At 60.7% G+C, this 22,033-nt stretch carries 24 protein-coding genes; 23 read left to right on the top strand and 1 reads right to left on the bottom strand.

Annotation, left to right across the window (positions count from 1 at the left end; translation table 11 throughout):
* Positions 1 to 88 precede the first annotated feature (88 nt).
* The 17 genes from CSV91_RS03625 (at position 89) to rsfS (ending at position 16,986) form a co-directional block, all read left to right on the top strand.
* The gene (locus CSV91_RS03625) at positions 89 to 1,231 is read left to right on the top strand and encodes a zinc ribbon domain-containing protein (protein WP_157757980.1); all 1,143 of its coding nucleotides are present in this window, start codon (positions 89 to 91) and stop codon (positions 1,229 to 1,231) included.
* Positions 1,232 to 1,338: 107 nt separating this feature from the next.
* Positions 1,339 to 1,881, top strand: a complete 543-nt coding sequence (locus tag CSV91_RS03620; protein WP_055249980.1) for a peptidylprolyl isomerase — start codon at positions 1,339 to 1,341, stop codon at positions 1,879 to 1,881.
* Between the two features lie 11 nt (positions 1,882 to 1,892).
* On the top strand, positions 1,893 to 3,197 hold the full coding sequence (locus CSV91_RS03615) for a tetratricopeptide repeat protein (protein WP_055309859.1): 1,305 nt from the start codon (positions 1,893 to 1,895) through the stop codon (positions 3,195 to 3,197).
* A 127-nt stretch (positions 3,198 to 3,324) separates the two neighbouring features.
* Positions 3,325 to 4,356 carry a rod shape-determining protein gene (gene mreB, locus CSV91_RS03610; RefSeq protein WP_006236061.1) on the top strand — a complete coding sequence of 344 codons (1,032 nt, stop codon included), beginning with the start codon at positions 3,325 to 3,327 and terminating at the stop codon, positions 4,354 to 4,356.
* A gap of 78 nt (positions 4,357 to 4,434) precedes the next feature.
* Complete coding sequence (mreC, locus tag CSV91_RS03605; RefSeq protein ID WP_099431833.1) at positions 4,435 to 5,376, top strand: rod shape-determining protein MreC; 942 nt, start codon at positions 4,435 to 4,437, stop codon at positions 5,374 to 5,376.
* An 11-nt stretch (positions 5,377 to 5,387) separates the two neighbouring features.
* Positions 5,388 to 5,954, top strand: coding sequence for a rod shape-determining protein MreD (locus CSV91_RS03600; RefSeq protein ID WP_099431832.1), 567 nt, complete (start codon positions 5,388 to 5,390; stop codon positions 5,952 to 5,954).
* A gap of 13 nt (positions 5,955 to 5,967) precedes the next feature.
* Positions 5,968 to 8,037: a penicillin-binding protein 2 gene (gene mrdA / locus CSV91_RS03595; protein WP_099431831.1), complete on the top strand. Its 2,070-nt coding sequence runs from the start codon at positions 5,968 to 5,970 to the stop codon at positions 8,035 to 8,037.
* Between the two features lie 9 nt (positions 8,038 to 8,046).
* Complete coding sequence (locus CSV91_RS03590) at positions 8,047 to 9,273, top strand: FtsW/RodA/SpoVE family cell cycle protein (protein WP_099431830.1); 1,227 nt, start codon at positions 8,047 to 8,049, stop codon at positions 9,271 to 9,273.
* 18 nt (positions 9,274 to 9,291) lie between these two features.
* Positions 9,292 to 10,221 (top strand): YcjF family protein, encoded by a 930-nt coding sequence (locus CSV91_RS03585; protein ID WP_099431829.1) that lies wholly within the window; start codon positions 9,292 to 9,294, stop codon positions 10,219 to 10,221.
* Positions 10,222 to 10,230: 9 nt separating this feature from the next.
* Complete coding sequence (locus CSV91_RS03580) at positions 10,231 to 12,108, top strand: TIGR03960 family B12-binding radical SAM protein (protein WP_099431828.1); 1,878 nt, start codon at positions 10,231 to 10,233, stop codon at positions 12,106 to 12,108.
* Positions 12,105 to 12,917, top strand: a complete 813-nt coding sequence (locus CSV91_RS03575; RefSeq protein WP_099431827.1) for a TIGR03936 family radical SAM-associated protein — start codon at positions 12,105 to 12,107, stop codon at positions 12,915 to 12,917. The genes CSV91_RS03580 and CSV91_RS03575 overlap by 4 nt, the downstream gene beginning before the upstream one ends.
* 67 nt (positions 12,918 to 12,984) lie before the next feature.
* The gene (gene rplU, locus CSV91_RS03570) at positions 12,985 to 13,359 is read left to right on the top strand and encodes a 50S ribosomal protein L21 (protein ID WP_035138585.1); all 375 of its coding nucleotides are present in this window, start codon (positions 12,985 to 12,987) and stop codon (positions 13,357 to 13,359) included.
* Positions 13,360 to 13,392: 33 nt separating this feature from the next.
* The gene (gene rpmA / locus CSV91_RS03565; protein ID WP_006236075.1) at positions 13,393 to 13,650 is read left to right on the top strand and encodes a 50S ribosomal protein L27; all 258 of its coding nucleotides are present in this window, start codon (positions 13,393 to 13,395) and stop codon (positions 13,648 to 13,650) included.
* Positions 13,651 to 13,734: 84 nt separating this feature from the next.
* The gene (gene obgE / locus CSV91_RS03560; RefSeq protein ID WP_172622440.1) at positions 13,735 to 15,201 is read left to right on the top strand and encodes a GTPase ObgE; all 1,467 of its coding nucleotides are present in this window, start codon (positions 13,735 to 13,737) and stop codon (positions 15,199 to 15,201) included.
* Positions 15,202 to 15,204: 3 nt separating this feature from the next.
* Complete coding sequence (nadD, locus tag CSV91_RS03555; RefSeq protein ID WP_055249998.1) at positions 15,205 to 15,882, top strand: nicotinate-nucleotide adenylyltransferase; 678 nt, start codon at positions 15,205 to 15,207, stop codon at positions 15,880 to 15,882.
* 86 nt (positions 15,883 to 15,968) lie between these two features.
* Positions 15,969 to 16,502: a bis(5'-nucleosyl)-tetraphosphatase (symmetrical) YqeK gene (gene yqeK, locus CSV91_RS03550; RefSeq protein WP_197736885.1), complete on the top strand. Its 534-nt coding sequence runs from the start codon at positions 15,969 to 15,971 to the stop codon at positions 16,500 to 16,502.
* 28 nt (positions 16,503 to 16,530) lie between these two features.
* Positions 16,531 to 16,986: a ribosome silencing factor gene (rsfS, locus tag CSV91_RS03545; protein WP_006236081.1), complete on the top strand. Its 456-nt coding sequence runs from the start codon at positions 16,531 to 16,533 to the stop codon at positions 16,984 to 16,986.
* Positions 16,987 to 17,084: 98 nt separating this feature from the next.
* Here rsfS and dinB read toward each other — a convergent pair whose 3' ends face one another.
* Positions 17,085 to 18,338, bottom strand: coding sequence for a DNA polymerase IV (dinB, locus tag CSV91_RS03540; RefSeq protein WP_099431825.1), 1,254 nt, complete (start codon positions 18,336 to 18,338; stop codon positions 17,085 to 17,087).
* A gap of 201 nt (positions 18,339 to 18,539) precedes the next feature.
* On the opposite strand from dinB, the gene rpsP reads away from it, so the two are divergent.
* From rpsP to CSV91_RS03510, 6 genes are read left to right on the top strand one after another with little or no spacing between them, the layout of a single operon-like run.
* Positions 18,540 to 18,881 (top strand): 30S ribosomal protein S16, encoded by a 342-nt coding sequence (gene rpsP / locus CSV91_RS03535; protein WP_022094749.1) that lies wholly within the window; start codon positions 18,540 to 18,542, stop codon positions 18,879 to 18,881.
* A gap of 42 nt (positions 18,882 to 18,923) precedes the next feature.
* The gene (locus tag CSV91_RS03530) at positions 18,924 to 19,169 is read left to right on the top strand and encodes a KH domain-containing protein (protein ID WP_171021534.1); all 246 of its coding nucleotides are present in this window, start codon (positions 18,924 to 18,926) and stop codon (positions 19,167 to 19,169) included.
* A 4-nt stretch (positions 19,170 to 19,173) separates the two neighbouring features.
* The gene (rimM, locus tag CSV91_RS03525; RefSeq protein ID WP_099431824.1) at positions 19,174 to 19,695 is read left to right on the top strand and encodes a ribosome maturation factor RimM; all 522 of its coding nucleotides are present in this window, start codon (positions 19,174 to 19,176) and stop codon (positions 19,693 to 19,695) included.
* Positions 19,696 to 19,705: 10 nt separating this feature from the next.
* Positions 19,706 to 20,452: a tRNA (guanosine(37)-N1)-methyltransferase TrmD gene (gene trmD, locus CSV91_RS03520; RefSeq protein WP_099431823.1), complete on the top strand. Its 747-nt coding sequence runs from the start codon at positions 19,706 to 19,708 to the stop codon at positions 20,450 to 20,452.
* Position 20,453: 1 nt separating this feature from the next.
* The gene (lepB, locus tag CSV91_RS03515) at positions 20,454 to 21,062 is read left to right on the top strand and encodes a signal peptidase I (RefSeq protein ID WP_232049554.1); all 609 of its coding nucleotides are present in this window, start codon (positions 20,454 to 20,456) and stop codon (positions 21,060 to 21,062) included.
* A 59-nt stretch (positions 21,063 to 21,121) separates the two neighbouring features.
* A complete protein-coding gene (locus CSV91_RS03510) occupies positions 21,122 to 22,033 on the top strand; it encodes a glycine--tRNA ligase subunit alpha (RefSeq protein WP_006236091.1) in 912 nt (303 codons plus the stop codon).

Below are 22,033 nucleotides of genomic sequence, written 5' to 3'. Positions count from 1 at the left end.
ATGTTGAATTGGTGCCTTGCTCCTGTGGGGCCGTGGCGATGTTATGCTCTAACCTCGATTATTTGAATTGCTTCGAAAAGAGGATGCCGTGATCTGCCCGCATTGCCTTAAGACTATCGAGGACGGCGCCTCGTTCTGCCCCTACTGCAACGCCTATGTGGGTCCGGGCGATGGTCCCGAGCACACCGAGTTCGTGTTCTGTGAGGGCTGCGGTGCCCGTCTTTCTCCGCATGATCGTACGTGCCCCAAATGCGGACGCCCGGCTCCGGGTATCCTCTCCGAGGACGCGGCCGCATCCGATCTGGCAGCGGGCCGCACGGCGGGCTTTCCGCGCCTAACGCAAGAGCAGATCGATACCGAGGTGCCGCATGCGCCGGCCTCTGCCGCTGCGGTGCTTTCGGACGCCGCCGACCCCAATGAGACCTGCGTGCTGCCAGCTTTCGATAAGGATTTCGGTATCCCCAAGGTCGATATTCCCACGCCCGTTTCCCTGCATGACGATGCTCAAAAACCCAAGCGCAAGGTGCATCCCGACGAGGACGCCTATCACAAGCACAAGCGTCATATCCCCAAGCCGCTCATTATCATCGCGGTCCTTGCCGTCGTTTGCGGCGGTGCCTATTGGTTCGTGACGGCCGATCCCATGGGTGTCATGCCTGGCTTCTACGACCAGTTTGGCCAGGCCGCGCAGACGACCTTCCCCACGCGCCAAAAGGGCGAGGCCACTGAGGACGATACCAAGCAGGACGATTCCGCCGAGGTGGTCCAGGAAGAAACCGTGCTCACCGATGATCAACTCTATACCAGGCTCGACGGTCTGTATCAGTCCATCGTGTCCTACGCTGACGAGGACCAGATCGGCGAGGTCATCGATTCCTTTAACAACGGCTATCTCCGAACGCCGCTGTCCACCCGTCAGGAGCTGTCGCAGAGTGCCTACGCCCTGCGCGACCAGATTAAAAAGACGCAAGATGAGCTCAACAACCTGAAAGTACAGGACGATACGGTCTATGCGGACGACATCGCCCACTTAAAGCAGCTTGCCGAGTGGATGTATGAGCGCGTCGACGTGATCTGCCAGAGCTGGGACATCTCGCTGGCCATTCCCGATGGCGAGTCGATGAGTTCCCACCAAAGCGAGATCCTGGCGCCCATCGCGCAGGGTGGCAACAGCGCGCTGAACCAGTACGACGCCAATGTGGGTTCCTGGAAGCCGCAGCAGCGTTTCTAAAATTAGTTCGCCATAGTCGGCATAACCTACGTGCGCAATTGATGTAAGCCCGTGCTTATTGCTACAATTCGTACAAATATGCTTTAAACGCACGAGGAAGGAACCACATGTTTGGTTTTAAGAAAGAGCTCTACACGCCCGAGTATCAGCTTGTCGGCGACGAGTGCGCCGTAATCGAGACGTCGAAGGGTACCATCAAGGTCAAGTTTGACGGCGAGGGCGCTCCCATTCATGTCGCGAACTTCTGCGAGCTTTCCACGATGGGCTTCTATGATGGCCTTAAGTTCCATCGCTATGTGCCCGGTTTTGTCATTCAGGGCGGGGACCCCAATACCCGCGACATGTCCGGCGCCGACGTCGCCGCCGGTCTTGAGGGCCCCGACGGCATGCCCGGTACCGGTGGCCCCGGCTACTGCATCAAGGGCGAGTTCGCCACCAATCCGCGCAACAGCCATGTCGATGGCGCCCTTGCCATGGCGCGCTCCATGGACCCCGATTCCGCGGGTTCGCAGTTCTACTTCTGCCTGGGCGCCCAGCATAACCTCGATTCCGGTTACACCGTCTTTGGTACCACGGTCGAGGGTCTCGATGTGATTTCGCAGCTGCGTGCCGGCGACGAGATCGTCCATGTCGAGATCGTTCACGAGTAAAGGGGACTTCCTTGAATAGCCAGCTGATCCAACAGGGCCGCGCCGCTTACCGCGCGGGTGATTTTTCCGCTGCAGCCCAGATGCTTGGGGCGGCAAAGACTCCCGATGAGATTATGGGCGAGGCAGATCACCTTCGCGGCAACGCCTTGATGCACCTGGGCATGTATGCCGAGGCCGCCGAGGCCTATGCCGCCGCCCTCAACGACGGCACCTACGGCAAGCGCGGCGCGCTGCTCACCAACCGCGGCAAGGCGCTTGCCGCCGTGGGCGACTACACGACGGCCGCTCAGGCGTTCTCTGCTGCTACGCAGGATGCTTCCTATGCCACGCCGTTCAAGGCCTATCTGGGCCTGGGCAATGCGCTGTTCCAGTCGGGCGACTATGCCAACGCAGGAACCGCCTTCCGTCAGGCTGCCATCGACGGCGCCAATCCGGCTCCTGCCGCCGCACTCGGCGAGCTCGGTCGTTGCTTCATTAAGCTCGGCCGCCCGGCGGATGCCGTGGAGACCTACCGCACGGCTATCGACTTTGCCGGCCCCCGCGACGACACGCGTGCGCTCAACGCCGGCATGGGTCAGGCGCTTTCTGCCGCCGGCCGTCCCTCCGACGCACTCGACGCCTTTAACGCCGCTACTGCCGATGGCATCTACCAGCTCACCTCCGAGCAAGCCGATGAGCTTGCCCGCGTGCACGATTCGCTTGCCGCGCTGTCTGCCCAGACGGCTATGGCCACGGCTCCGGCGCCCGCGATGGACGCTCCTGCCGTCGATCCTCTCGATCCTACGGGCGCGACCGGTCAGTTTATGCCCGATCCCTCGGACACCGGCTTCTTTACGCTGTCCGAGTCCGAGATGGTCCAGCAGGACCGTCAGGATCGTAAGCAGGCCAAGGTCCGTCGTCGCCATCGCCACACGGGTCTCAAAGTCTTCATCGTGCTGCTTCTGCTTATTTTGATCGCCGCGGGCGGTCTGGGCTTTGCCTACACGCGCGGCTTTGGCTTCCCGTCTCAGGAGTCTGTTGTTACCGATCTGTTCCAGGCTGCCGGCGACGGTGACACCGCAAAGGCCGAGTCTTGCCTGGCCTCGAGCCTGTCCGAGGACGCTAAGTCGATGATCATCTCCTCGATTCCGCAGGGTGCCACCGTGTCCGTCGAGGGCATGGATCAGTCCATGACCGAGACGACCGCCAAGGTGAAGGCATCGCTGTCCAAGGGCGGCGAGCAGGAGTACACCGTCAAATTCGTGCGCTCCGACAACCATATCGGCTGGGCCGTTTCTTCGCTCGATATGGATTTCTCGGCTGCTGACAACCAGTAGTGACCTTATGGGATTTAGCTTTGCCCGGCGCTTCACCGCAAGTGAGGTGCCGGGCTTGCGCTAGTATGATGAGCTAGTAGTTTTCCAGCAATCATCCAACACATCAGGAGTTGCGTTGTTTTCTTTGATGGATATGTTCTTCGGTAGCTATGCGGGCGATCTTGCCATCGACCTCGGTACCGCAAATACGCTTGTCTCCGTGCGCGGCAAGGGCATCGTCATTCGCGAGCCCTCCGTTGTCGCCATCGACAAGAACGACGAGCGCATCCTGGCGGTCGGTATCGAGGCAAAGCGCATGCTCGGCCGTACGCCCGGCAACATCGTGGCCGTTCGTCCCCTGAAGGACGGCGTCATCGCCGACTTCGATGTTACCGAGGCCATGCTTCGCTACTTTATCGACAAGGCGTCCGAGAAGCGCTATCCGTGGACTCCGCGTCCGCGTGTTGTCGTCTGCGTTCCCTCCGGTGTCACGTCGGTCGAGAAGCGCGCTGTCTTTGAGGCCACGATCCAGGCCGGTGCCCGCCAGGCCTATCTGATCGAAGAGCCTATGGCCGCCGCTATCGGCGCCGACCTGCCCGTTGAGGAACCCACCGGTTCCATGGTCATCGACATCGGTGGCGGTACCACCGAGGTTGCCGTTATCGCTATGGGCGGCATCGTCGTCTCGCAGTCCATTCGTATTGCCGGCGACGAGTTCGATCAGGCCATCCTTACGCACGTTCGTGATGCCTACAACCTGGCCATCGGCGAGCGTACGGCAGAGGACATCAAGATCAAGGTCGGCTCCGCCGTGCCGCTCAAGGACGAGCTCGACGTCGAGGTCAACGGCCGCGACGTGATCACCGGTCTGCCCAAGACCGTGCGCATCGAGAGCGAGGAGATTCGTCGCGCGCTCAACAAGCCGCTCGACGAGATGGCCAAGGCCGTCAAGGACGCACTCGACGCTACGCCTCCCGATCTTGCCTCGGACCTTATGTACTACGGCATTTTGCTGACTGGTGGCGGCGCGCTGCTGCGCGGTCTCGACGTGCGCCTGCGCGATGAGACCGGCGTTTCGGTCAACGTCAGCCCCACGGCGCTCGATAACGTTGTTAACGGCTGTGCCCGCGTGCTCGAGGCCAATGCGTTTGATGGCGGCTTCGTCCAGACCAATGCTTAATTTCCAAAAGGTGGATTCCATTTGGCACGATCTTCGGGTTTCTCCACAAATCTGAATACCAAGCGACAATCAACGGGTATGCGCCCGTTGATTGTTTTCAGCCTGATTTCGGTGTTGCTGCTCACGTTTTATATTCGTGAGGGCGAGACGGGGCCGATTCATGCCGTTCGTTCGGGCGTGACGACGATTACCTCGCCGGTGCGTTTTCTGGGCTCGGCTGTGGCGGCTCCCTTCAATGCGATCGGTAACGTGTTCTCTAACCTTACGGCGTCACAGGACACGCTTGACGAGCTTAAGAAGCAAAACGAGGAACTGACCTCTAAGGTCGCCGAGCTCTCCGAGGCTCAAAAGACCGCCGAGCGACTGGAGGGTCTGGTCGGCCTGCAGTCGACCTATAACCTCAAATCGACCGCTGCTCGTATCGTTGGTGCCTCCGGCGATGCCTGGACCTCGACCGTTACCATCGATAAGGGTTCTGCCGACGGTCTTACCATCAACATGCCTGTGACGAGTTCTGCCGGTGTCATAGGCCAGATTATCGAGGTCTCGGCCAAGACGTCCACCGTGCGCCTGATTGGCGACGAGAACTCGGGCGTGTCCGCTATGGTGCAGGACACGCGCGCCCAGGGCATGCTGCAGGGTCAGGCTGACGGCACGCTGCGTCTTGAGTACGTGAGCGTCGACTCCGACGTTAAGGTTGGCGACATCATCGTGACCTCGGGCATTGGCGGTGTGTTCCCCAAGGGCCTTCCGCTCGGCACCGTCTCGTCGGTTGAGAAATCGGCAAACGACGTGTACTACACCATTGTGGTGCGCGCTCAGACCACGGCCGAGAACAACGAGGAAGTGCTGGTCATTACCTCGCTGACCGACGAACAGTCGGCCTCGGATGAGGACGTGAACATGGCCAACAGCACGCCGCAGGGAACGTCGCGCGATGCTGCGACCAAGACGAAGGACGAGAGCCCGGATGACAGTTCCGACACGTCCGAGACGACCGATTCCGGCTCGAGCGAATAGGGGGCATGTCCATGGATCTACACGAGCAGGGGATGAGCTCCCGCACGTTTGTAATCGCCGCCATTGTGTGCGTGCTGCTGCAGGCAGGCCTGGCACCGCAGATCTCCATTGCGGGCGGTCGCGTCAACTTTATGATTATCCTGGTGTGCCTAAGCGTGTTCTCGGGCGACCCGACCCGTGCCGTCGTGTGCGGTTTTTGCAGCGGCTTGTTCTATGACCTTTCCGCTGCCGTGCCGGTGGGCGTTATGTCGCTCCTGCTGACCGTGGGTTCTTTTGCCCTGGTGCATAGCGCTGCCGGTCAGACGGGCGGTACCTCGAGTGCGCGCGGCATCACTGTGGGCGCCTTCGCGTTCGTCATTAATGTGATCTACAGCATCATCTTGCTGTTTATGGGTTTGGAGACGAGCTTTGTCGTGGCGATCTTCGGCCATGCGCTGCCGTCTTCGATCCTGACGGGTCTGGTTGCCATTCCGTTTTTGATGTCCGGCGTCGTGCCGCAGTCCGGCTATGGATTCTCCGCGCGTGGCGGACGCCAGACGGGTATGCGCTTTAAGCCCAAGACCCGCAAGCTCAAATAGGGGAGGCCCGTAGATGTCTTCCCAGTTGACGGTTATTATTGCCGGTATCGTGCTGGTTGTGGCCATCGTGGTCGCGCTGGTCATCATGCGTCGCGGCGATTCCCGTTTTACCTACGATACGCAGCATGGAACGGCCCCGCGCGCCACCGAGGGCGAGGGCAATACCGCGGCGACTGCCTTTAAGGGCCGTTTTTCCATCCTCACCACGGGCGTAGGCGCGATGTTTGCGGCGCTTGCCGTCAAGCTGTGGGGCATGCAGATGGTCTCGTCGGACTATTACGAAAAGCAGGCTAATAGCAATCAGACGCGCACCGTTACCACACCCGCTGTGCGCGGCCGCATCCTCGACCGCAATGGCGTGGCACTTGTCCAGAACCGTCCCTCACTTGCTGTCGTGGCCTACCGCGACCTTGCCGAGGATGAGGTTCTGGTTCGCCATCTTGCCAACGTGCTCGGCATGCCCTACGTGGCGGTTCTGCGCAATATCCAGGACAATTCTGAGGGCGCCCAGAGCCTGCATACCATCGCGACGGACGTCCGTCGCTCCACGGTTGCCTATATTCAGGAGCACGCCGGCGAGTTCCCGGGCGTCAAGATTGCCGAGCGTACCGAGCGCCAGTACCCGTACGGCGAGACGGCATGCCACATTTTGGGCTATACCGGCACCATTACCTCCGAGCAGCTCGAGGCCCAGAATAAGAAAACCTCTGGCGATGATGATGCTTCTGCTGGCCGGATTACGTACCAGTCGGGCGATATCGTGGGCCAGGCGGGTGTTGAGAGCTACTACGAAAACCTGCTGCAGGGTATTCGTGGCGAGCAGACCGTCAAGGTCGATGCCTCGGGCAATGTGACCGGTCAGGCCGGCGCCGTTCCCGCCAAGGCCGGCTCCGACATTAAGCTCACGCTCGACCTTAAGATCCAACAGGCCTGTGAGACGGCGCTGGCGAGCGCCATCGAGCTTGCCAAGACCACTGGCTACAGCAATGCCGGCAACGGCGCTGTGGTGTGCCTCGATCCCAACAATGGCGAGATCCTGGGCATGGCGAGCGAGCCCAAGTTCGATCCGTCCGTCTTTATCGGCGGCGTCTCAAATGACGTGTGGACCGAGCTCAATGATGACAAGGGTTCGCACCCGCTGCTCAACCGCGCCATTAGCGGACAGTACATGTCGGCCTCGACCATCAAGCCGCTTTCGGCACTGGCCGGTCTTGAGTTTGGAACCTACACTTCAACACAGACAACCAACTGCACGGGCTATTGGACGGGCTTGGGCAAGGCTTGGGGCAAGCGCTGCTGGTTGACGTCTGGCCACGGCACCATGACGCTGCAGTCGGGTATCGCCAACTCGTGCGACCCCGTCTTCTACGACATGGGCAAGGCGTTCTTTTATGACGAGCAACATTCCGAGGGGCTGCAGGAGGTCTTTCGTCGCTGGGGCCTAGGCAAGACCTGCGGTATCGATCTGCCGAGTGAGGGCGCGGGCCGTATTCCCGATGCCGAGTGGAAAGAGTCGTACTTTACCGACGCCTCTGCCGAGGACCGCAAATGGAACGCCGGCGATATGACTAACATCGCTATCGGCCAAGGCGACATTTTGGTGACGCCCCTGCAGATGGCGTGCGCCTATATGGGTCTTGCCAACGGCGGCAAACAGTACGTGCCTCACGTGTTTTTGTCTGCCGTGTCGCGCGATGGCGACGGCGATGCCTATAAATACAACGGCAAGGGCAAGAAGAAGCGCCTGGAGGCCAAGATCAACAGCGATTCGGATTTGACTCTTGTTCGCAACGGCATGCACGACGTGATTTACACGGCATCGACGTCCCTGGCGGCTCACTTTGGCACCCTGACGCCGCAGGTATACGGCAAGTCGGGCACGGGCGAGAAAAGCGGCGAGGACGAATACGCGTGGTTCTGCGCCTATGCACCGGCCGATGATCCCAAGTATGTCATCGCTACTGTCCTGGAGCAGGGCGGCGGTGGCTCAGATACCGCGATGCATGTCGTGCGCGACGTGCTCGGCGTGATTTATGACGAGCCCGATACCTCTTCGGCCTCGGGCGATTCTTCGGTTCGATAGGAGGTTGCGATGGATTTTTCTCCGGCGGATCTGTTCCGTTCAACCAAGACCGGCTCTCGCAGCAGCCTGGACCGCGTCAACAAGCAACTTTCGGCCTCGCGCGGCACGTTTCGCCAAAAGGTGCATATCGGTGTGCTCGTGGCCACAGTGGCGCTCGTCGCCTACGGTGCCATCATTATCTGGTCGGCTTCGCAGTTTAAGGCCGATGCTTCGTTCTCACGCCATCTGCTGGGAATTGGTATCGGGGCGTTGCTGGCGGTGCTGGTCTGGCGTACCGACCTGCGCGGTATTTCCAATTTCTCGACGGCGTTGCTCGTCATCGACCTGATCGTGATCTTCTCGCCCAAGATTCCGGGTCTGTCCTATACGGGCGGTCTGGGCATGACGGGCTGGATCAAGATTCCCGGTATCGGCTTGACATTCCAGCCGGTTGAGCTTGCCAAGCTCATCACCATCTTCTTTATTGCCACGCTTGGCTCGCAGTATAACGGTCGCATCGATACCGTTCGCGACTACGTCAAGCTCTGCGGCATGCTGTCCATTCCGTTTTTGGCCGTCGTTGCCATGGGTGACCTGGGCTCGGGCCTGGTCGTGCTGGTCTCGGGTGCCATCGTCATCTGCATGAGCGGTGCACGCCGCGAATGGGTGCTGTCGACCTTGGCCCTGCTCGTGGGCCTGGTGGCCCTCGTCCTGGCGCTCGATTCGGTCTTTGATTCGTTGCTCGGCCACGATGTGCTCATCAAGCAGTATCAGATGAACCGTCTGACGGTCTTTATCGACCCCGATAATGCCGATTCGGACGATGCCTACAACCTGCAGCAGTCGCTTATCGCCGTTGGCTCGGGCGGCTTCTTTGGTAAGGGCTTGGGCCATGCGACGCAGTCGGCCGGCGGCTTTCTGCCTGAGTTCCACACCGACTTCGTCTTCGCCTTCCTGTCCGAGACCTTTGGCTTTTGCGGTTCCTTTTTGCTCCTGTGCCTCTACGTGCTGCTGATCTTTTCGACGATTCGCGTCGCCTTTAAGTGCGAGTCGCTGTTCTTGCGCCTATCGTGTGTGGGCATCGTTGGCATGTGGGCGTTCCAGACCTTCGAAAACATCGGCATGTGCATCGGCATGATGCCGATTACCGGTATTCCGCTACCGTTTATTAGCTTCGGTTCGTCTTCGATGATGATTCAGCTGCTGACGGTCGGTATCGTACAATCCATATGGCGGCATCGTTCGGGCGCCGCGTAACCGCTGGAGGGGTTTGCTATGAAAATTCCCGTAGATAAGCTGACCCGCGCTTTTAAGATGGGCGCGTCCGTTAAGAAGGATTCCGATACGCCGGTGCGCGTCTCGGTCTATCTGGATTCGTCCGCCTCGCGCTTTCTCGCCGAGACGGTGCGTGACGCCTTTGTGCCGCAGACGACCTCGGGCATTGTGCGCGTCGAGCGTCTGGGGGAGGAGCGAATTGCTCCAAAGACCGATACCGATGTGGTACTGGTACTTTCGTGTGGTTCCGACCGCTTGGAGAGTGCCGTGCAGGAGCTCGTGATCGCCGGCGCGCCCGTGTGCGTGCTTGCTGAGTCTGCTGTGGAGGTGCCGTTTATCGAGGAGTCCACGCCCATGCTCGGCGTGGTAGCGGCAACAGATAAAACGTATCTGCTCGAGACGCTTGCCCGCTGGATTCTCGATCGCACCGACAAGGAAACTGCTTTTGCGGCGAACTTTACCTTCATGCGCATCGCGGCGGCCAATCGTATCATCACCTCGTGCGCGCTCACCAATATGGCGACCGGTGCGCTGGTGTTTTTGCCGGGCGCCGATTATCCCGTTATGGCGTTGGCGCAGGTGGGCATGCTCTTTGAGCTCGCTGCCGTCTTTGGACGCGGCATTAAGCCTGAGCGCGGCTACGAGGTCGCGGGCGTGCTTGCTGGCGGCCTTGTGATCCGCGCGGTCACCCGTGCGCTCGTCAAGCAGACGCCGCATATTGGGTTTGCCGTTAAGGCACTTACCGCCGCCGCGGGTACCTATGGCATGGGCCGCGCGCTCGTGTCGCTCTACGAGCGCGATGTGGACTACAGCCGTGCCAACGAGGTCGCTGCTGCCACGTTCTCGCGCGTTCGTGACCTGGTGACCACGGTCGCCGTTGCCACCCGTCCTATGAGTCCTTTCGAGGATGCATCCGATCTCGCTGCTTAGGGGTTTCTTTTGCGCGTTCCGTACCAAGACTGTTTTCATTTAATTGAGCCGCTGCTCGCCAAGGTCGAGAAGCCGAGTCGCTATATCGATCACGAGTGGGGCACGCTTTCCAAGGCCGATGCCGATTATCGTTGCTGCCTGATTTATCCGGATGTATACGAGGTCGGTCTGCCCAACCAGGGTATCGCCATCCTCTACAACATCCTTAACCAGGCCGAGGGCATCTCCTGCGAGCGTGGCTATGTGCCGTGGCCCGATATGGGTGACGCCATGCGCGAGGCGGGTATTCCGCTTCTGTCGCTCGAAGGTGCTGCCCCCGTCGCATCGTTTGATATCGTCGGTCTGCATGTGCCGCACGAGATGGCGGTGACGAACTTCCTCGAGGCTCTCGACCTCGCTGGCATTCCACTGTTAGCGGCCGACCGAGGCGAAGACGACCCCATCATCATCGCCGGTGGTCCTTCGGTGTACAACCCCGAGCCGTATGCGGCCTTCTTCGATGTCATCCTCATCGGCGAGGGTGAGGAATCGCTGCTCGAAACCTGCCAGCTGCATCGGCGCCTGCGCGACGAAGGAGTCCCGCGCGCGCAGATTGTTGAGCAGCTTGCATCCATTGCCGGCAACTACGTGCCGTCACTCTATGAGGTTCGTCACGACGAGCCCTGCTCGCCGCATGGCTACACCGTGCCGCGTGAGGGCAAGGATGCGCCGACCGTGGTCTACAAGCGCGTTGTCGAGGATTTCGGCGCCACGAATCCGCTGTCGCAGTCGTGCGTGCCTTATGCGCAGCTGGTTCACGACCGCCTGTCTATCGAGATCCTGCGCGGCTGCGCCCGCGGCTGTCGTTTTTGTCAGGCCGGCATGACGTATCGCCCGGTGCGCGAGCGCTCGGCCGACCAGATCGTCTCGTCGGTGATTCAGGGTCTGGAAAAGACTGGCTATGACGAGGTGTCGCTGACCTCGCTCTCCACGACCGACCACTCCTGCATTCGCGACGTGCTCGGCAGGCTCAACCGTCGCCTGGAGGATACGGGTATTCGAGTGTCTATTCCGTCGCAGCGCCTGGATTCGTTTGGCGTGGATATGGCCGAGTCGGTCGCCGGCGAAAAGAAAGGCGGCCTGACGTTCGCGCCCGAGGCCGGCAGCCAGCGCATGCGCGACATTATTAACAAGAACGTGACCGAGGAGGACCTGGACCGTGCGGCCAAGGCGGCCTTCGAGGCCGGCTGGAACCGCATGAAGCTCTACTTTATGATGGGCCTTCCCGGCGAGCGCGACGAGGACATCGTGGCCATCGCCAATCTGGCCGATCATGTGCTGGAGCTCGGTCGTTCCGTGGTGCCCAAGGCTCGTCGCGGCTCGATCTCGGTGTCTATCTCGGTTTCGGTCTTTATCCCCAAGGCTGCCACGCCGTTCCAGTGGTGCCCGCAGCTCGACTACGACGACGTCAAACGTCGCCAGAAGTTGCTTGTCACGAGTGTGCGCAACCGTGCCGTCCGCGTGCATTACCACGATGCCGAGACCTCGCTCATCGAGGCCGCGCTTTCCCGCGCCGGTCGTGACATGACGCCCGTCATCATCGATGCTTGGCGCGCGGGCTCTCGCTTTGACGCCTGGGTAGAGCATTTCTCGCTCGATAACTGGAAGGAGGCTGCTGCCAAAAACGGCATCGACCTCAATGAGCTCGTGCACCTGCCCTACGAGTTGGACTGGCGTCTGCCGTGGGAGCACGTGGGCCCCGGCTGCACGCGCGGCTTCCTCGAGCGCGAGTACCGTCGCTCGCTCGAGGGTGTCACGACTCCCGACTGCACCCGCACGTCGTGCACCGGCTGCGGAATCTGCCCCACGCTCCACGCCAAGAATGTATTGATGGGTGATCGCGCATGAGTGAGCGCCTGACCGACAACCCCACGCTCTTTAGGCTTCGTGTTCGCTATGGCAAGCGCGATCGCCTTAAGTACCTGGGCCATCTCGAAGTAATCCATACCATTGAGCGCATCGTGCGCCGTGCGGGACTTCCCTATGCCGTCACGCAGGGTTTCTCTCCTCACATGCGCGTGGGCTTCTCTTCGGCGCTACCGGTGGGTACGTCGTCGACCTGCGAGTGGTATGACCTGTTTATGACCGAGTTCGTGGCGCTCGACGAGGCGTTTGGGCGCCTGGCTGCGGCCTCTCCGGCCGATCTGGCACCCATCGAGGCGGCGTACATCGACGTGCGCACGCCGGCGTTGACGGCGCAGCTCACGCGCTTGTCGTATCGCATCGATTTGCACTTGGATCCCGAGGCGCCCGTAAGCGCCGACGAGGTGCGTCGTGCGATCGACACGCTGCGCGCGGACCATGGCATCGACTACGCGCGCGGAAAAAAGAGCAAGCGCTTGGATTTGGATCACACGCTCGTGGGCTATGAGCTCACGGCGGGGGAGCGCCCGGACCATTTAGTGCTCATGCTCGACACCCATGCCGATAACGAGGGCTCCATGCGTCCGGAAATTTTGCTTTCCGCTGCTGATGTTTTGTTGCAGGGCTTGACCCCGGGCGTGGATGCACCTATTGTTTCCACCGGTATGCAAGACCTCGTGACCATCTGCTCCTACGATGTCGAGCGTCAGAATCAAGCATGCGAGGACGACGAGGGCCGACTCGTCAGCCCCATACCTGTGCGAACTTGTGGATTTGCTCCACATACTCGTTGACGGGGGTATTTTCGCCTGCTACTATATTCGGCTGTTGCACTAACTGATGCATGAAGGGCAAGTAAACATGTACGCAATCGTTAACACGGGCGGCAAGCAGTACAAGGTCGCCACCGACGATGTCATCACCGTCGAGAAGATCGAGGGCAATGAGGGCGACAAGGTCACCCTGCCGGTCATCTTCCTCAACGATGGTAAGAAGATCGTCACCGATCCCGACAAGCTGGCCAAGGCCAAGGTTACCGCTCAGATCGTTGAGCAGTTCAAGGGCGAGAAGCAGCTGGTCTTCAAGTTCCACAAGCGTAAGCGCTATCGTCGTCTGAAGGGTCACCGTCAGCAGCTCACCAAGCTGAAGATCGTGAAGGTCCAGGCTACGTCCCGCGCCAAGAAGGCTGTCAAGGCAGAGGCCGAGGCTGTTGCCGAGGCTCCCGTCGCCGAGTAGATTACACTCGTAACGAAAGAGTAGGTATACACAATGGCACACAAAAAAGGACTCGGTTCCTCCCGTAATGGCCGTGACTCCCGCGGTCAGCGCCTTGGCACGAAGCGCTATGCCGGCCAGACGGTAACCACGGGCACGATTCTCGTCCGTCAGCACGGCACTCACATCCACCCGGGTGAGAACGTTGGCCGTGGCAAGGACGACACGCTGTTCGCGCTGGTCGACGGTACCGTTGAGTTCCACAAGGGTATCAAGCACAGGGTCAGCGTACGCCCGCTCGCGAACGCGTAATTCACCCTTCATAGAGCACATATGTGGGAGGCACTTGAGTTTTAGGATTCAAGGGTCTCCCTCTTTTTGTAGGAGGCGATTCTGTTGTCACAGTTCACCGATATCAGCCGCATTAACGTGTGCGGCGGCGACGGCGGAGCCGGATGCATGTCGTTTAGGCGCGAGGCATTTGTCCCCAAGGGCGGCCCCGATGGCGGCGACGGCGGTCGTGGCGGCAACGTCGTCATCCAGGCCGATGCTCAGCTGTCTTCGCTGATCGATTACCGCTTTAAGCATCACTTCCGCGCCGAGCGCGGCACGCACGGGCAGGGTGCCCGTCGTAACGGTAAGAGCGGCGAGGACCTGATCCTGAAGGTTCCCATGGGCACCGTGGTGCGCGAGCTCGACCCCGAGACGCAGACCCCGATGTTCGAGATTGCCGATCTGGTGCACGATGGCGAGCGCGTTGTCGTGGCGCCCGGCGGTGCCGGTGGCCTGGGCAACACGCACTTTGTGACGTCGGTGCGCCGCGCTCCCGCGTTCGCACAGCTGGGCGAACCGGCCGAGGAGCACTGGATCGAGCTCGAGATGAAGCTTATGGCTGATGCCGCACTCGTGGGCTTTCCCTCGGTGGGTAAGTCATCGCTCATTGCGCGCATGAGTGCCGCCCGCCCCAAGATCGCTGACTACCCGTTTACAACGCTCGTGCCCAATCTGGGCATGGTGCGTGCCGGTGAGTATTCTTACGTCGTTGCCGACGTTCCTGGTTTGATCGAGGGCGCGAGCGAGGGCAAGGGCCTGGGCCACCAGTTCCTGCGCCACATTGAGCGTACGGCGCTCATCATGCATGTCGTCGACATGACGGGCGGTTTTGAGGATCGCGACCCGGTTGAGGATTACCGCATCATCAACCGTGAGCTCGAGCAGTATGGCGCCGAGCTTTCGGAGCGTCCGCAGATCGTCGTCGCCAACAAGTGCGACGCGCCGGGCACGGCCGACAAGATTGCCGATCTCAAGCGCGCCGCGCTCGACGACGGACATATGTTCTTTGCCGTGTCTGCTGTTACGGGCGCCGGCCTCAACACGCTGATGCTTGCCGTGGGCGAGCAGGTGGCTAAGCTGCGCGCCGAGTTGGCTGTCTCCGATGAGCCGGTCGATCTGCGCGACGATGAGTGGGAGCGCCGTCGCCTGCAGCGTGAGAAGCGGTTCCGCATTGTCCAGGAAGAGCCCGGTGCCTTCCGTGTGGTTGGTCGCGCGATTGAGCGCATGGTCATCCAGACCGACTGGGAAAACGAGGAAGCTGTCATCTACCTGCAGCATAAGTTTGCGCGTATGGGTGTTGACGACGCGCTCGAGAAGGCCGGTTGCCGTGCGGGCGACGAGGTCCGCATTTGCCAGCGCGCCTTTGACTTTGAGGGCGCTGAGGACTTCTCGGAGTACGAGGAGCTCGAGGACGCTGGCGAGGACGTTGCCGTTGAGGCCATTGACGTGGCCGATGCTGCGGATGAGGGCGTCGAGGTTGTCGATGCGGCGGATGCCGCGGACGATGCCGAGACCTCGGAGGGCGAGTAAGCCATGTCGCTGCGCGGTGGAATCGGTTTGCCCGAGCTGCCCATAAAAGAGGGTAAAGAGTTTCGGCTTGGCATTATGGGCGGCACATTCGACCCGATTCATTACGGGCACCTGGTGACTGCCGAGCAGGCGCGCGAGTCGCTCGACTTGGACGCTGTGCTCTTTATGCCGGCGGGCTCTCCCGCCTTTAAGCTTGACAAGCCGGTGACGCCTGCTGAGGACCGTTATGCCATGACGGTCCTCGCCACCGCTGCGAACCCGGCCTTTTTGGCGAGCCGGTTCGAGATTGACCGTCCGGGCGTAACCTATACTGCCGATACGCTTCATGCCCTTCGCGACTTTTACCCGCCACAGGTAAAGCTCTACTTTATTACGGGCGCGGACGCGATTATCGATATTGTGACCTGGCATGATGCCGAACGAATCGCTGAGCTTGCTACCTTTATTGCGGCGACGCGACCGGGCTTTGATATCGATACGGCGCGTGCCCGAATCAAAGAATCGGGGCTGCCGTTCGACGTGCGCTATATTCAGATTCCGGCGCTGGCGATCAGCTCGACGAACATTCGTAAGCGAGTTGCCCGCGGCATGAGCGTACGCTATCTTACGAGCGAGTCTGTGCTCGGCTACATTCGCAAGCGCAGTTTGTATGTCGATCTGGGTCAAGAAGATTTTGAGTGATGGGGGCTACGTTGTCGGTAGAGGATCAGTTTGAGGGCGATGAGCGCGCGCTGCTCAAGCGCATTCAAGAGCTGCTCGATGTTCGCATGAAAGATAAGCGCAAGCGCTATGTGCATTCGCTGGGTGTTGCCGAGACCGCACTTCATCTGGCCGAGGTCTACGGCGTTGACCGCTTTGATGCCGCTGCCGCCGGCTTAATTCACGACTGGGACAAGGTTCTTTCCGATGACGAGCTCGTGGCCCGCGCGCTTCACTATGGCATCAAGGTTGCCGGCTCTCCGTCTGCCGCGACGCCGCTTTTGCATGGTCCTGTTGCCGCCTATGAGCTTCCGCAACTTTTCCCCGAGCTGTCGCCGGCCGTTTTCCAGGCTGTCGACCGTCATACCGTGGGTGCCTGCGACATGACGCCGCTCGATATGGTGGTCTTTGTGGCCGATGCCATCGAGCCCAACCGTCACGGCGACTATGCCCATGCGCTGCGCAAGATGGTGGGGAAGTCCTCGCTCGATGAGTTGTTCTTCTCCTGTTTTGCGCAGGGTCTGGTCTATGTGATCCAGTCCGGGCGCTATCTTTATCCCACGGCTATTACGATTTACAACCATTACGCCCAGCTGCGCTAGCTCGGGTGTGTCTAGAAAGAGGTATTCCATGGCCGACGAGACCATGACCGACGAGCAGATTCTTGAAGGTGTGGAGCACAAGAGTTTCGTTGCCACGTCCGACCGCACTGCCGCCTCGCTGTCCGCGAGCGGTGTCGCCGCCGAGGATGTCGCCCGCGCCGCCGCGCAGGCCGCCTACGACAAGAAGGGCGAGGACGTGCAGGTGCTCGACCTGACCGAGCTTTCCGACGTGTGCGACTACTTTGTGCTTGCCACCGGTACCAACAACCGCCAGGTCGATTCTATCGTCGACGAGATTGAGGAGAAGGTCGCCGAGGCTTGCGGCGAGCATCCGTTCTCCATCGAGGGCCGCGAGCAGAAGACCTGGATGCTCATGGACTACGGTTCGGTCGTTGTTCACGTCTTCACTCCCGAAGCCCGCGACTTCTACCGTCTAGAAAAGCTCTGGGGTGACGCCCCCCAGCTCCCCCTCGACCTCCTCTAGTGGCTCATTTGATACGGGGCTTTTAGTTAGCCTCGCGCATTTTGCCGGGCAGTTGCGGTTTTCCGTACCTGCCTGGCTTTCTTTTTGCCCAAAGGCGGTTAATCGTTGAAGCGGGATTGGCGGCCGAAGGATAGGGCGGTGTCGCCGAACTTGTCTCGGACGGCGTCGATAGCAACCGAGAGGTCGCGTCGGTCGCTCGACTGGGCTCCGCGGTCGTCGACTTCGCAGAACAAGTCGGTCTGGATGCCGCCCTGATGGTCAAAGTCGCTCATGCCGATGCCTGCTAAGCGAACATGCATGCCTTCCTGCCAGATGTTGTCGAGCAGTTCGAGCGCCACGGCAACAAAGATGTTCTCGTCATCGGTGGGGTGGGGAAGCCGCCGCTGCGCCGTTCGCCCGCTTCCATACGAATACTTGAGCTTGAGCGTCACCGTGGCGCCCGTTAGTCCCTGACGGCGCAGGCGGCGTCCCACTGACTCGCCCAGCAGCGCAATCGCCGCTTCGATGTCCCCGCGCTCAGTCAAATCTTTCGCAAAGGTGCGTTCATTGCTCACCGACTTGACCTCGCGCTCTTCATCGAGACTCGTGACTTCGGATATTTCGAGTCCCAGCGCACGCTGGCGCATGCGTTCGCCGTTGACGCCAAAAATAGAGGCCAAGGTGGATTCCGGTGCACGTGATAGCTCGCCGAGGGTGTAGATGCGCATGCGGCGCAGTCGCTCCTCGGCCGAGCGCCCGATGCCGCTCATGGCAGATACCGGCAGCGCGGCCAAAAAGCGCTGCTCGGTTCCGGGGCGCACGATGGTCAACCCAAACGGCTTATCCCGCTCGCTTGCGATCTTTGCGACCGTCTTGTTGCAGCCCATACCAATGGAGCACGTCACTCCCAGCGCTGCCACGCGGTCGCTTATACGCCGCGCAACTAGCAGCGGGTCTTCGGGCGCAAAGCGACCCGGTGTGATATCGATAAAGGCTTCGTCGATGGATACGCGCTCAACGCGCGGGGTCTCGTCGGCGAGAATCGCCATGACCTGCGCGCTCACCTCGCGGTAGCGATCAAAGTGCCCGTGCGTCCAAATGGCTTGCGGGCACAAGCGCCGCGCCTCGGCCGAGGCCATGGCAGAGTGCACGCCAAAGCGACGCGCCTCATACGAGCACGTGGACACGACGCCACGCGAATCGGCGTCTCCGCCCACGATGAGCGGCTTTCCGCGCCATTCGGGATGATCGAGCATCTCCACGCTCGCAAAAAACGCATCGAGGTCCATCAGGCCCACCGCCGGACCCGTCCAGGGAGGCGGTGTGACGCCTATGGCATCCTCATAACCGTATGTATGTTCGCGTCTTTCCATGTCATGAGTATACCGCGCAGCTCATGTGGGGTGCGTGTATGTGCTTGCAAATCCCGAATTCTTGTCTAAGATATGGATTTGCCCTCGACTACACCGAAGAAGTTGGTCTCACGGACTTCACCTGCCCGCGTCGATGGCGTATTATGTTCAACTGTTTGTTTGTAGTTGCAGCCTAAAGCTGCTTGGTTGGAGGAGTTTCCTTTGGCAGTCAAGATTCGCCTTGCTCGTCACGGCGCTAAGAAGCGTCCGTACTACCGTGTCGTCGTCGCCGATTCCCGCGCCCCGCGTGACGGTCGTATCATCGAGGAGGTTGGCCGCTACAACCCGATGACCGCCCCCAAGACCATCAACCTCGACCTCGAGAAGATCGCCGACTGGCAGTCCAAGGGCGCTCAGCTCACCGACGCCGTCGCCGCTCTGGTCAAGGCCGCCAACGAGGGCGAGAAGACCGAGACCGTCGTCAAGAAGTCCAAGAAGCAGCTCGCCAAAGAGGCCGAGGCCGCTAAGGCTGCCGCTGAGGCCGCTGAGGGCGCCGAGGAGTAAATCGTGCCTGAGGTTGACGCTGCACAGCTCGAGGGTGAGGCAATGCTCTCAGATCGCATCGCCGATCTCGTCGAATATCTCGTTGTTCAGATCGTCGACGACCCGGATTCCGTGAGCCTTGAGGTCATCGATGGTGACGACGCCTCTACGATTGAGGTTTCGGTCGCCGAGGATGACGTCGCTAAGGTCATCGGCCGTCGTGGCCGTACCATCAAGGCCATTCGCACGCTCGCCCGTGCGCTGGCCGCTCGCCTCGACACTGCTGTCGAGGTAGAGGTTCTGGGCTAGGACCTTGAGGTCCCAGTACAAAAACATCGCCCGTGTGGTCAAGCCGCACGGAAGGAAGGGGGAGGTCCTCGCGCAGCCGCTGCGGGGGCTTCCTTCTGTATTAGAGCCGGGTATGCGCGTCGCCCTGACGCCGCCGGCGCTCAAGCGCGACCGCTTTTGCACGGTCGTGTCCGTCACCGATACGGGCGATGGCGATCTGGTCTCGTTTGAGGGCATTGACGACTTGACGGCCGCCGAGGGCATCACGGGATGCTATGTGTTGGCAAATCGTGACGATTTTGAGCTCGATTCACTCGACGCCGCCTATACCGACCTGATTGGTCGCGAGGTGGTCGACGAGCGCTTCGGTTCACTCGGCACGATCGCCGAGATCATGTCGACGCCCGCTAACGATGTTTGGGTTGTCGAGGGTGATCGGTACGGCGAGGTACTGATTCCCGTGATCGAGCAGGTTGTGCTCGATCTTCCCGACACAGGAACAATTTCCGTCCACGTTATGGACGGCCTGATCGATATGGACAAGTAGGGAGGACAACATGCTGATTGAGACCCTTTCGGTCTTTCCCGAGATGTTTGAGCCCGTCATGTCCACATCGATTTTGGGCCGCGCCCGCAAGGCCGGCCTTTTTGATTTTAAGGCGTATAACCTGCGCGACTGGACGCACGACCGCCATCGTACCGTCGATGACGAGCCGTACGGCGGCGGGCAGGGCATGCTCATGAAGGTCGAGCCTATCGCCGAGGCCATCGAGGCCATTAGCGCGGAGGGCCCCAAGCCGACGGTGGTGTTCTTCACCCCGTGCGGCGAGCCCTTTACGCAGCATGTGGCCGAGCGCTTGCTCAAAAGCGAGCGCCTGCTGTTTGTGTGCAGCCGTTACGAAGGTGTCGACGAGCGTGCCTATGCGTATGCCGACGAGCGCCTGTCGATCGGCGATTACGTGCTCACGGGCGGCGAACTTCCCGCTATGGTCGTTGCCGATGCCGTCGTACGCCTGATCCCCGGCGCCCTTGGTGACGAGATGAGCAACGTCGACGAGTCGTTTTCGACCGCTGAGGACGGAGGCCTGCTCGAGTATGCGCAGTACACCCGCCCTGCCGAATTCAACGGCGAGGGCGTGCCGCCGGTGCTCGTGAGCGGTGACCATGCCAAGGTTGACGCCTGGCGCCGTAAGAATGCCATCGAGCGCACCTGCCGCTGGCGTCCCGACCTGATCGAGACGGCGCGGCTTACGCCCCAGGAGCGCGCATACGCGCAAGATTTGCTTTCCGGAAGGGGTGAATAGAATGGTGGATGATAAAGGGCGTCAGCGGGTTCACCTCGAACATGATTTTGGCGAAAGGTCCGTTTTCACTTTACGTGGTGCTCTGGAGTGGGTTTTAGTCATTCTTATCGCGCTCGCCGCCACCTTCTTGATCCGCACCTTTGTGGTCGAGCCCTTTGTGGTGCCCACCGGCTCCATGGAGGACACGATCGAGATTGGCGACCAGATCCTGGCGCAAAAGGTGAGCCTGGAGCTCGGGCGGCCTGTCAAACAGGGCGATATCGTGGTGTTTCACAACCCCGATGGCACCTCCGAGCACGACGTTCTTGTCAAGCGCGTTATCGCCACGGCCGGCCAGACGGTCGATTTGCAGGACGGTCGCGTGGTCGTTGACGGCCAGGCGCTCGATGAGGACTATACGACCGGCATGAGCTGGCCGCTTTCGGTCCAGGCGCCCGCCGCCCAGGTGAGCTATCCCTACACCGTCCCCGATGACTGTGTGTGGGTGATGGGCGACAATCGAGAGAACTCTGCCGACTCACGCTACTTTGGTCCCGTCGATCGCTCTGATTTGATCGCTGTGGCGCTTGTGCGTTACTGGCCGCTCAACCGCATCGGCGCTATCGACTAAAAACAGCTATAGTACAGTACCTAACCGTGTAATCGTTTCGACGAGGGGATATTAGAGGCATGAACGCTTCATCGCTTTCCTTCCAAGACATCATCCTGCGCCTCCAGCAGTACTGGGGCGAGCAGGGCTGCGTCATTATGCAGCCCTATGACTCCGAGGTCGGTGCCGGTACCTTCCATACCGCGACCACGCTGCGCTCGCTCGGTCCCGCCGAATGGCGCACCTGCTATGCGCAGCCCTGCCGCCGTCCCGCCGATGGCCGCTACGGCGAGAACCCTAACCGCATGCAGCACTACTATCAGTTCCAGGTGCTCATCAAGCCCTCGCCGGTCAACGCCCAGGAGCTCTACCTGGGTTCGCTGGCCGCCATTGGCCTGGACCCCAACGACCATGACGTCCGCTTTGTCGAGGACGACTGGGAGAGCCCGACGCTGGGCGCCTGGGGCCTTGGCTGGGAGGTCTGGCTCAACGGCATGGAGGTCACGCAGTTTACGTACTTCCAGCAGGTGGGCGGCATCGAGGTCGACCCCGTGCCCGTCGAGATCACCTATGGCCTGGAGCGTATCGCCATGTACGCCCAGGGCGTCAACTCCGTCTACGACCTGGTGTGGAGCTATCTGCCCGACGGCACGCCCATGACCTATGGCGACGTGTTCCTCGAGAACGAGCGCGAGTTCAGTGCCTATAACTTTGAGGTCGCCAACGTCGAGATGATGCGTCAGAAGTTTGACGACTACGAGGCCGAGTGCCATTCCTGCCTGGAGCGCAAGCTGCCGCTGCCAGCGTATGACTGTGTCATGAAGTGCAGCCACGCTTTCAACCTGCTCGATGCCCGAGGTGCCCTGTCCGCGGTCGAGCGTGCCAACTACATCCTGCGCGTCCGCGCCGTCGCCAAGGCGTGCTGCGAGGCCTATATGGCCGAAGTCGCCGGAGTCAACGAGAATGCCGACCAGGAAGGCGAGGTGGCGTAA

The sequence above is a fragment of the Collinsella aerofaciens genome, from assembly GCF_002736145.1.
GTDB classification, from domain to species: domain Bacteria; phylum Actinomycetota; class Coriobacteriia; order Coriobacteriales; family Coriobacteriaceae; genus Collinsella; species Collinsella aerofaciens_A.
This window is presented reverse-complemented; position numbering and strand designations above follow the sequence as displayed.

Bases quoted from the DNA above. Each gene is read 5' to 3' on its own strand.
- mrdA (WP_099431831.1), top strand. From the start codon at position 5,968: ATGTCTTCCCAGTTGACGGTTATTATTGCCGGTATCGTGCTGGTTGTG.
- lepB (WP_232049554.1), top strand. From the start codon at position 20,454: ATGGTGGATGATAAAGGGCGTCAGCGGGTTCACCTCGAACATGATTTT.
- nadD (WP_055249998.1), top strand. From the start codon at position 15,205: ATGTCGCTGCGCGGTGGAATCGGTTTGCCCGAGCTGCCCATAAAAGAG.
- trmD (WP_099431823.1), top strand. From the start codon at position 19,706: ATGCTGATTGAGACCCTTTCGGTCTTTCCCGAGATGTTTGAGCCCGTC.
- rplU (WP_035138585.1), top strand. From the start codon at position 12,985: ATGTACGCAATCGTTAACACGGGCGGCAAGCAGTACAAGGTCGCCACC.
- CSV91_RS03620 (WP_055249980.1), top strand. From the start codon at position 1,339: ATGTTTGGTTTTAAGAAAGAGCTCTACACGCCCGAGTATCAGCTTGTC.
- rsfS (WP_006236081.1), top strand. From the start codon at position 16,531: ATGGCCGACGAGACCATGACCGACGAGCAGATTCTTGAAGGTGTGGAG.
- mreB (WP_006236061.1), top strand. From the start codon at position 3,325: ATGGATATGTTCTTCGGTAGCTATGCGGGCGATCTTGCCATCGACCTC.
- rpmA (WP_006236075.1), top strand. From the start codon at position 13,393: ATGGCACACAAAAAAGGACTCGGTTCCTCCCGTAATGGCCGTGACTCC.
- CSV91_RS03590 (WP_099431830.1), top strand. From the start codon at position 8,047: ATGGATTTTTCTCCGGCGGATCTGTTCCGTTCAACCAAGACCGGCTCT.
- CSV91_RS03530 (WP_171021534.1), top strand. From the start codon at position 18,924: ATGCTCTCAGATCGCATCGCCGATCTCGTCGAATATCTCGTTGTTCAG.
- CSV91_RS03585 (WP_099431829.1), top strand. From the start codon at position 9,292: ATGAAAATTCCCGTAGATAAGCTGACCCGCGCTTTTAAGATGGGCGCG.
- mreC (WP_099431833.1), top strand. From the start codon at position 4,435: ATGCGCCCGTTGATTGTTTTCAGCCTGATTTCGGTGTTGCTGCTCACG.
- yqeK (WP_197736885.1), top strand. From the start codon at position 15,969: ATGAAAGATAAGCGCAAGCGCTATGTGCATTCGCTGGGTGTTGCCGAG.
- CSV91_RS03510 (WP_006236091.1), top strand. From the start codon at position 21,122: ATGAACGCTTCATCGCTTTCCTTCCAAGACATCATCCTGCGCCTCCAG.
- CSV91_RS03600 (WP_099431832.1), top strand. From the start codon at position 5,388: ATGGATCTACACGAGCAGGGGATGAGCTCCCGCACGTTTGTAATCGCC.
- CSV91_RS03575 (WP_099431827.1), top strand. From the start codon at position 12,105: ATGAGTGAGCGCCTGACCGACAACCCCACGCTCTTTAGGCTTCGTGTT.
- dinB (WP_099431825.1), bottom strand. From the start codon at position 18,338: ATGGAAAGACGCGAACATACATACGGTTATGAGGATGCCATAGGCGTC.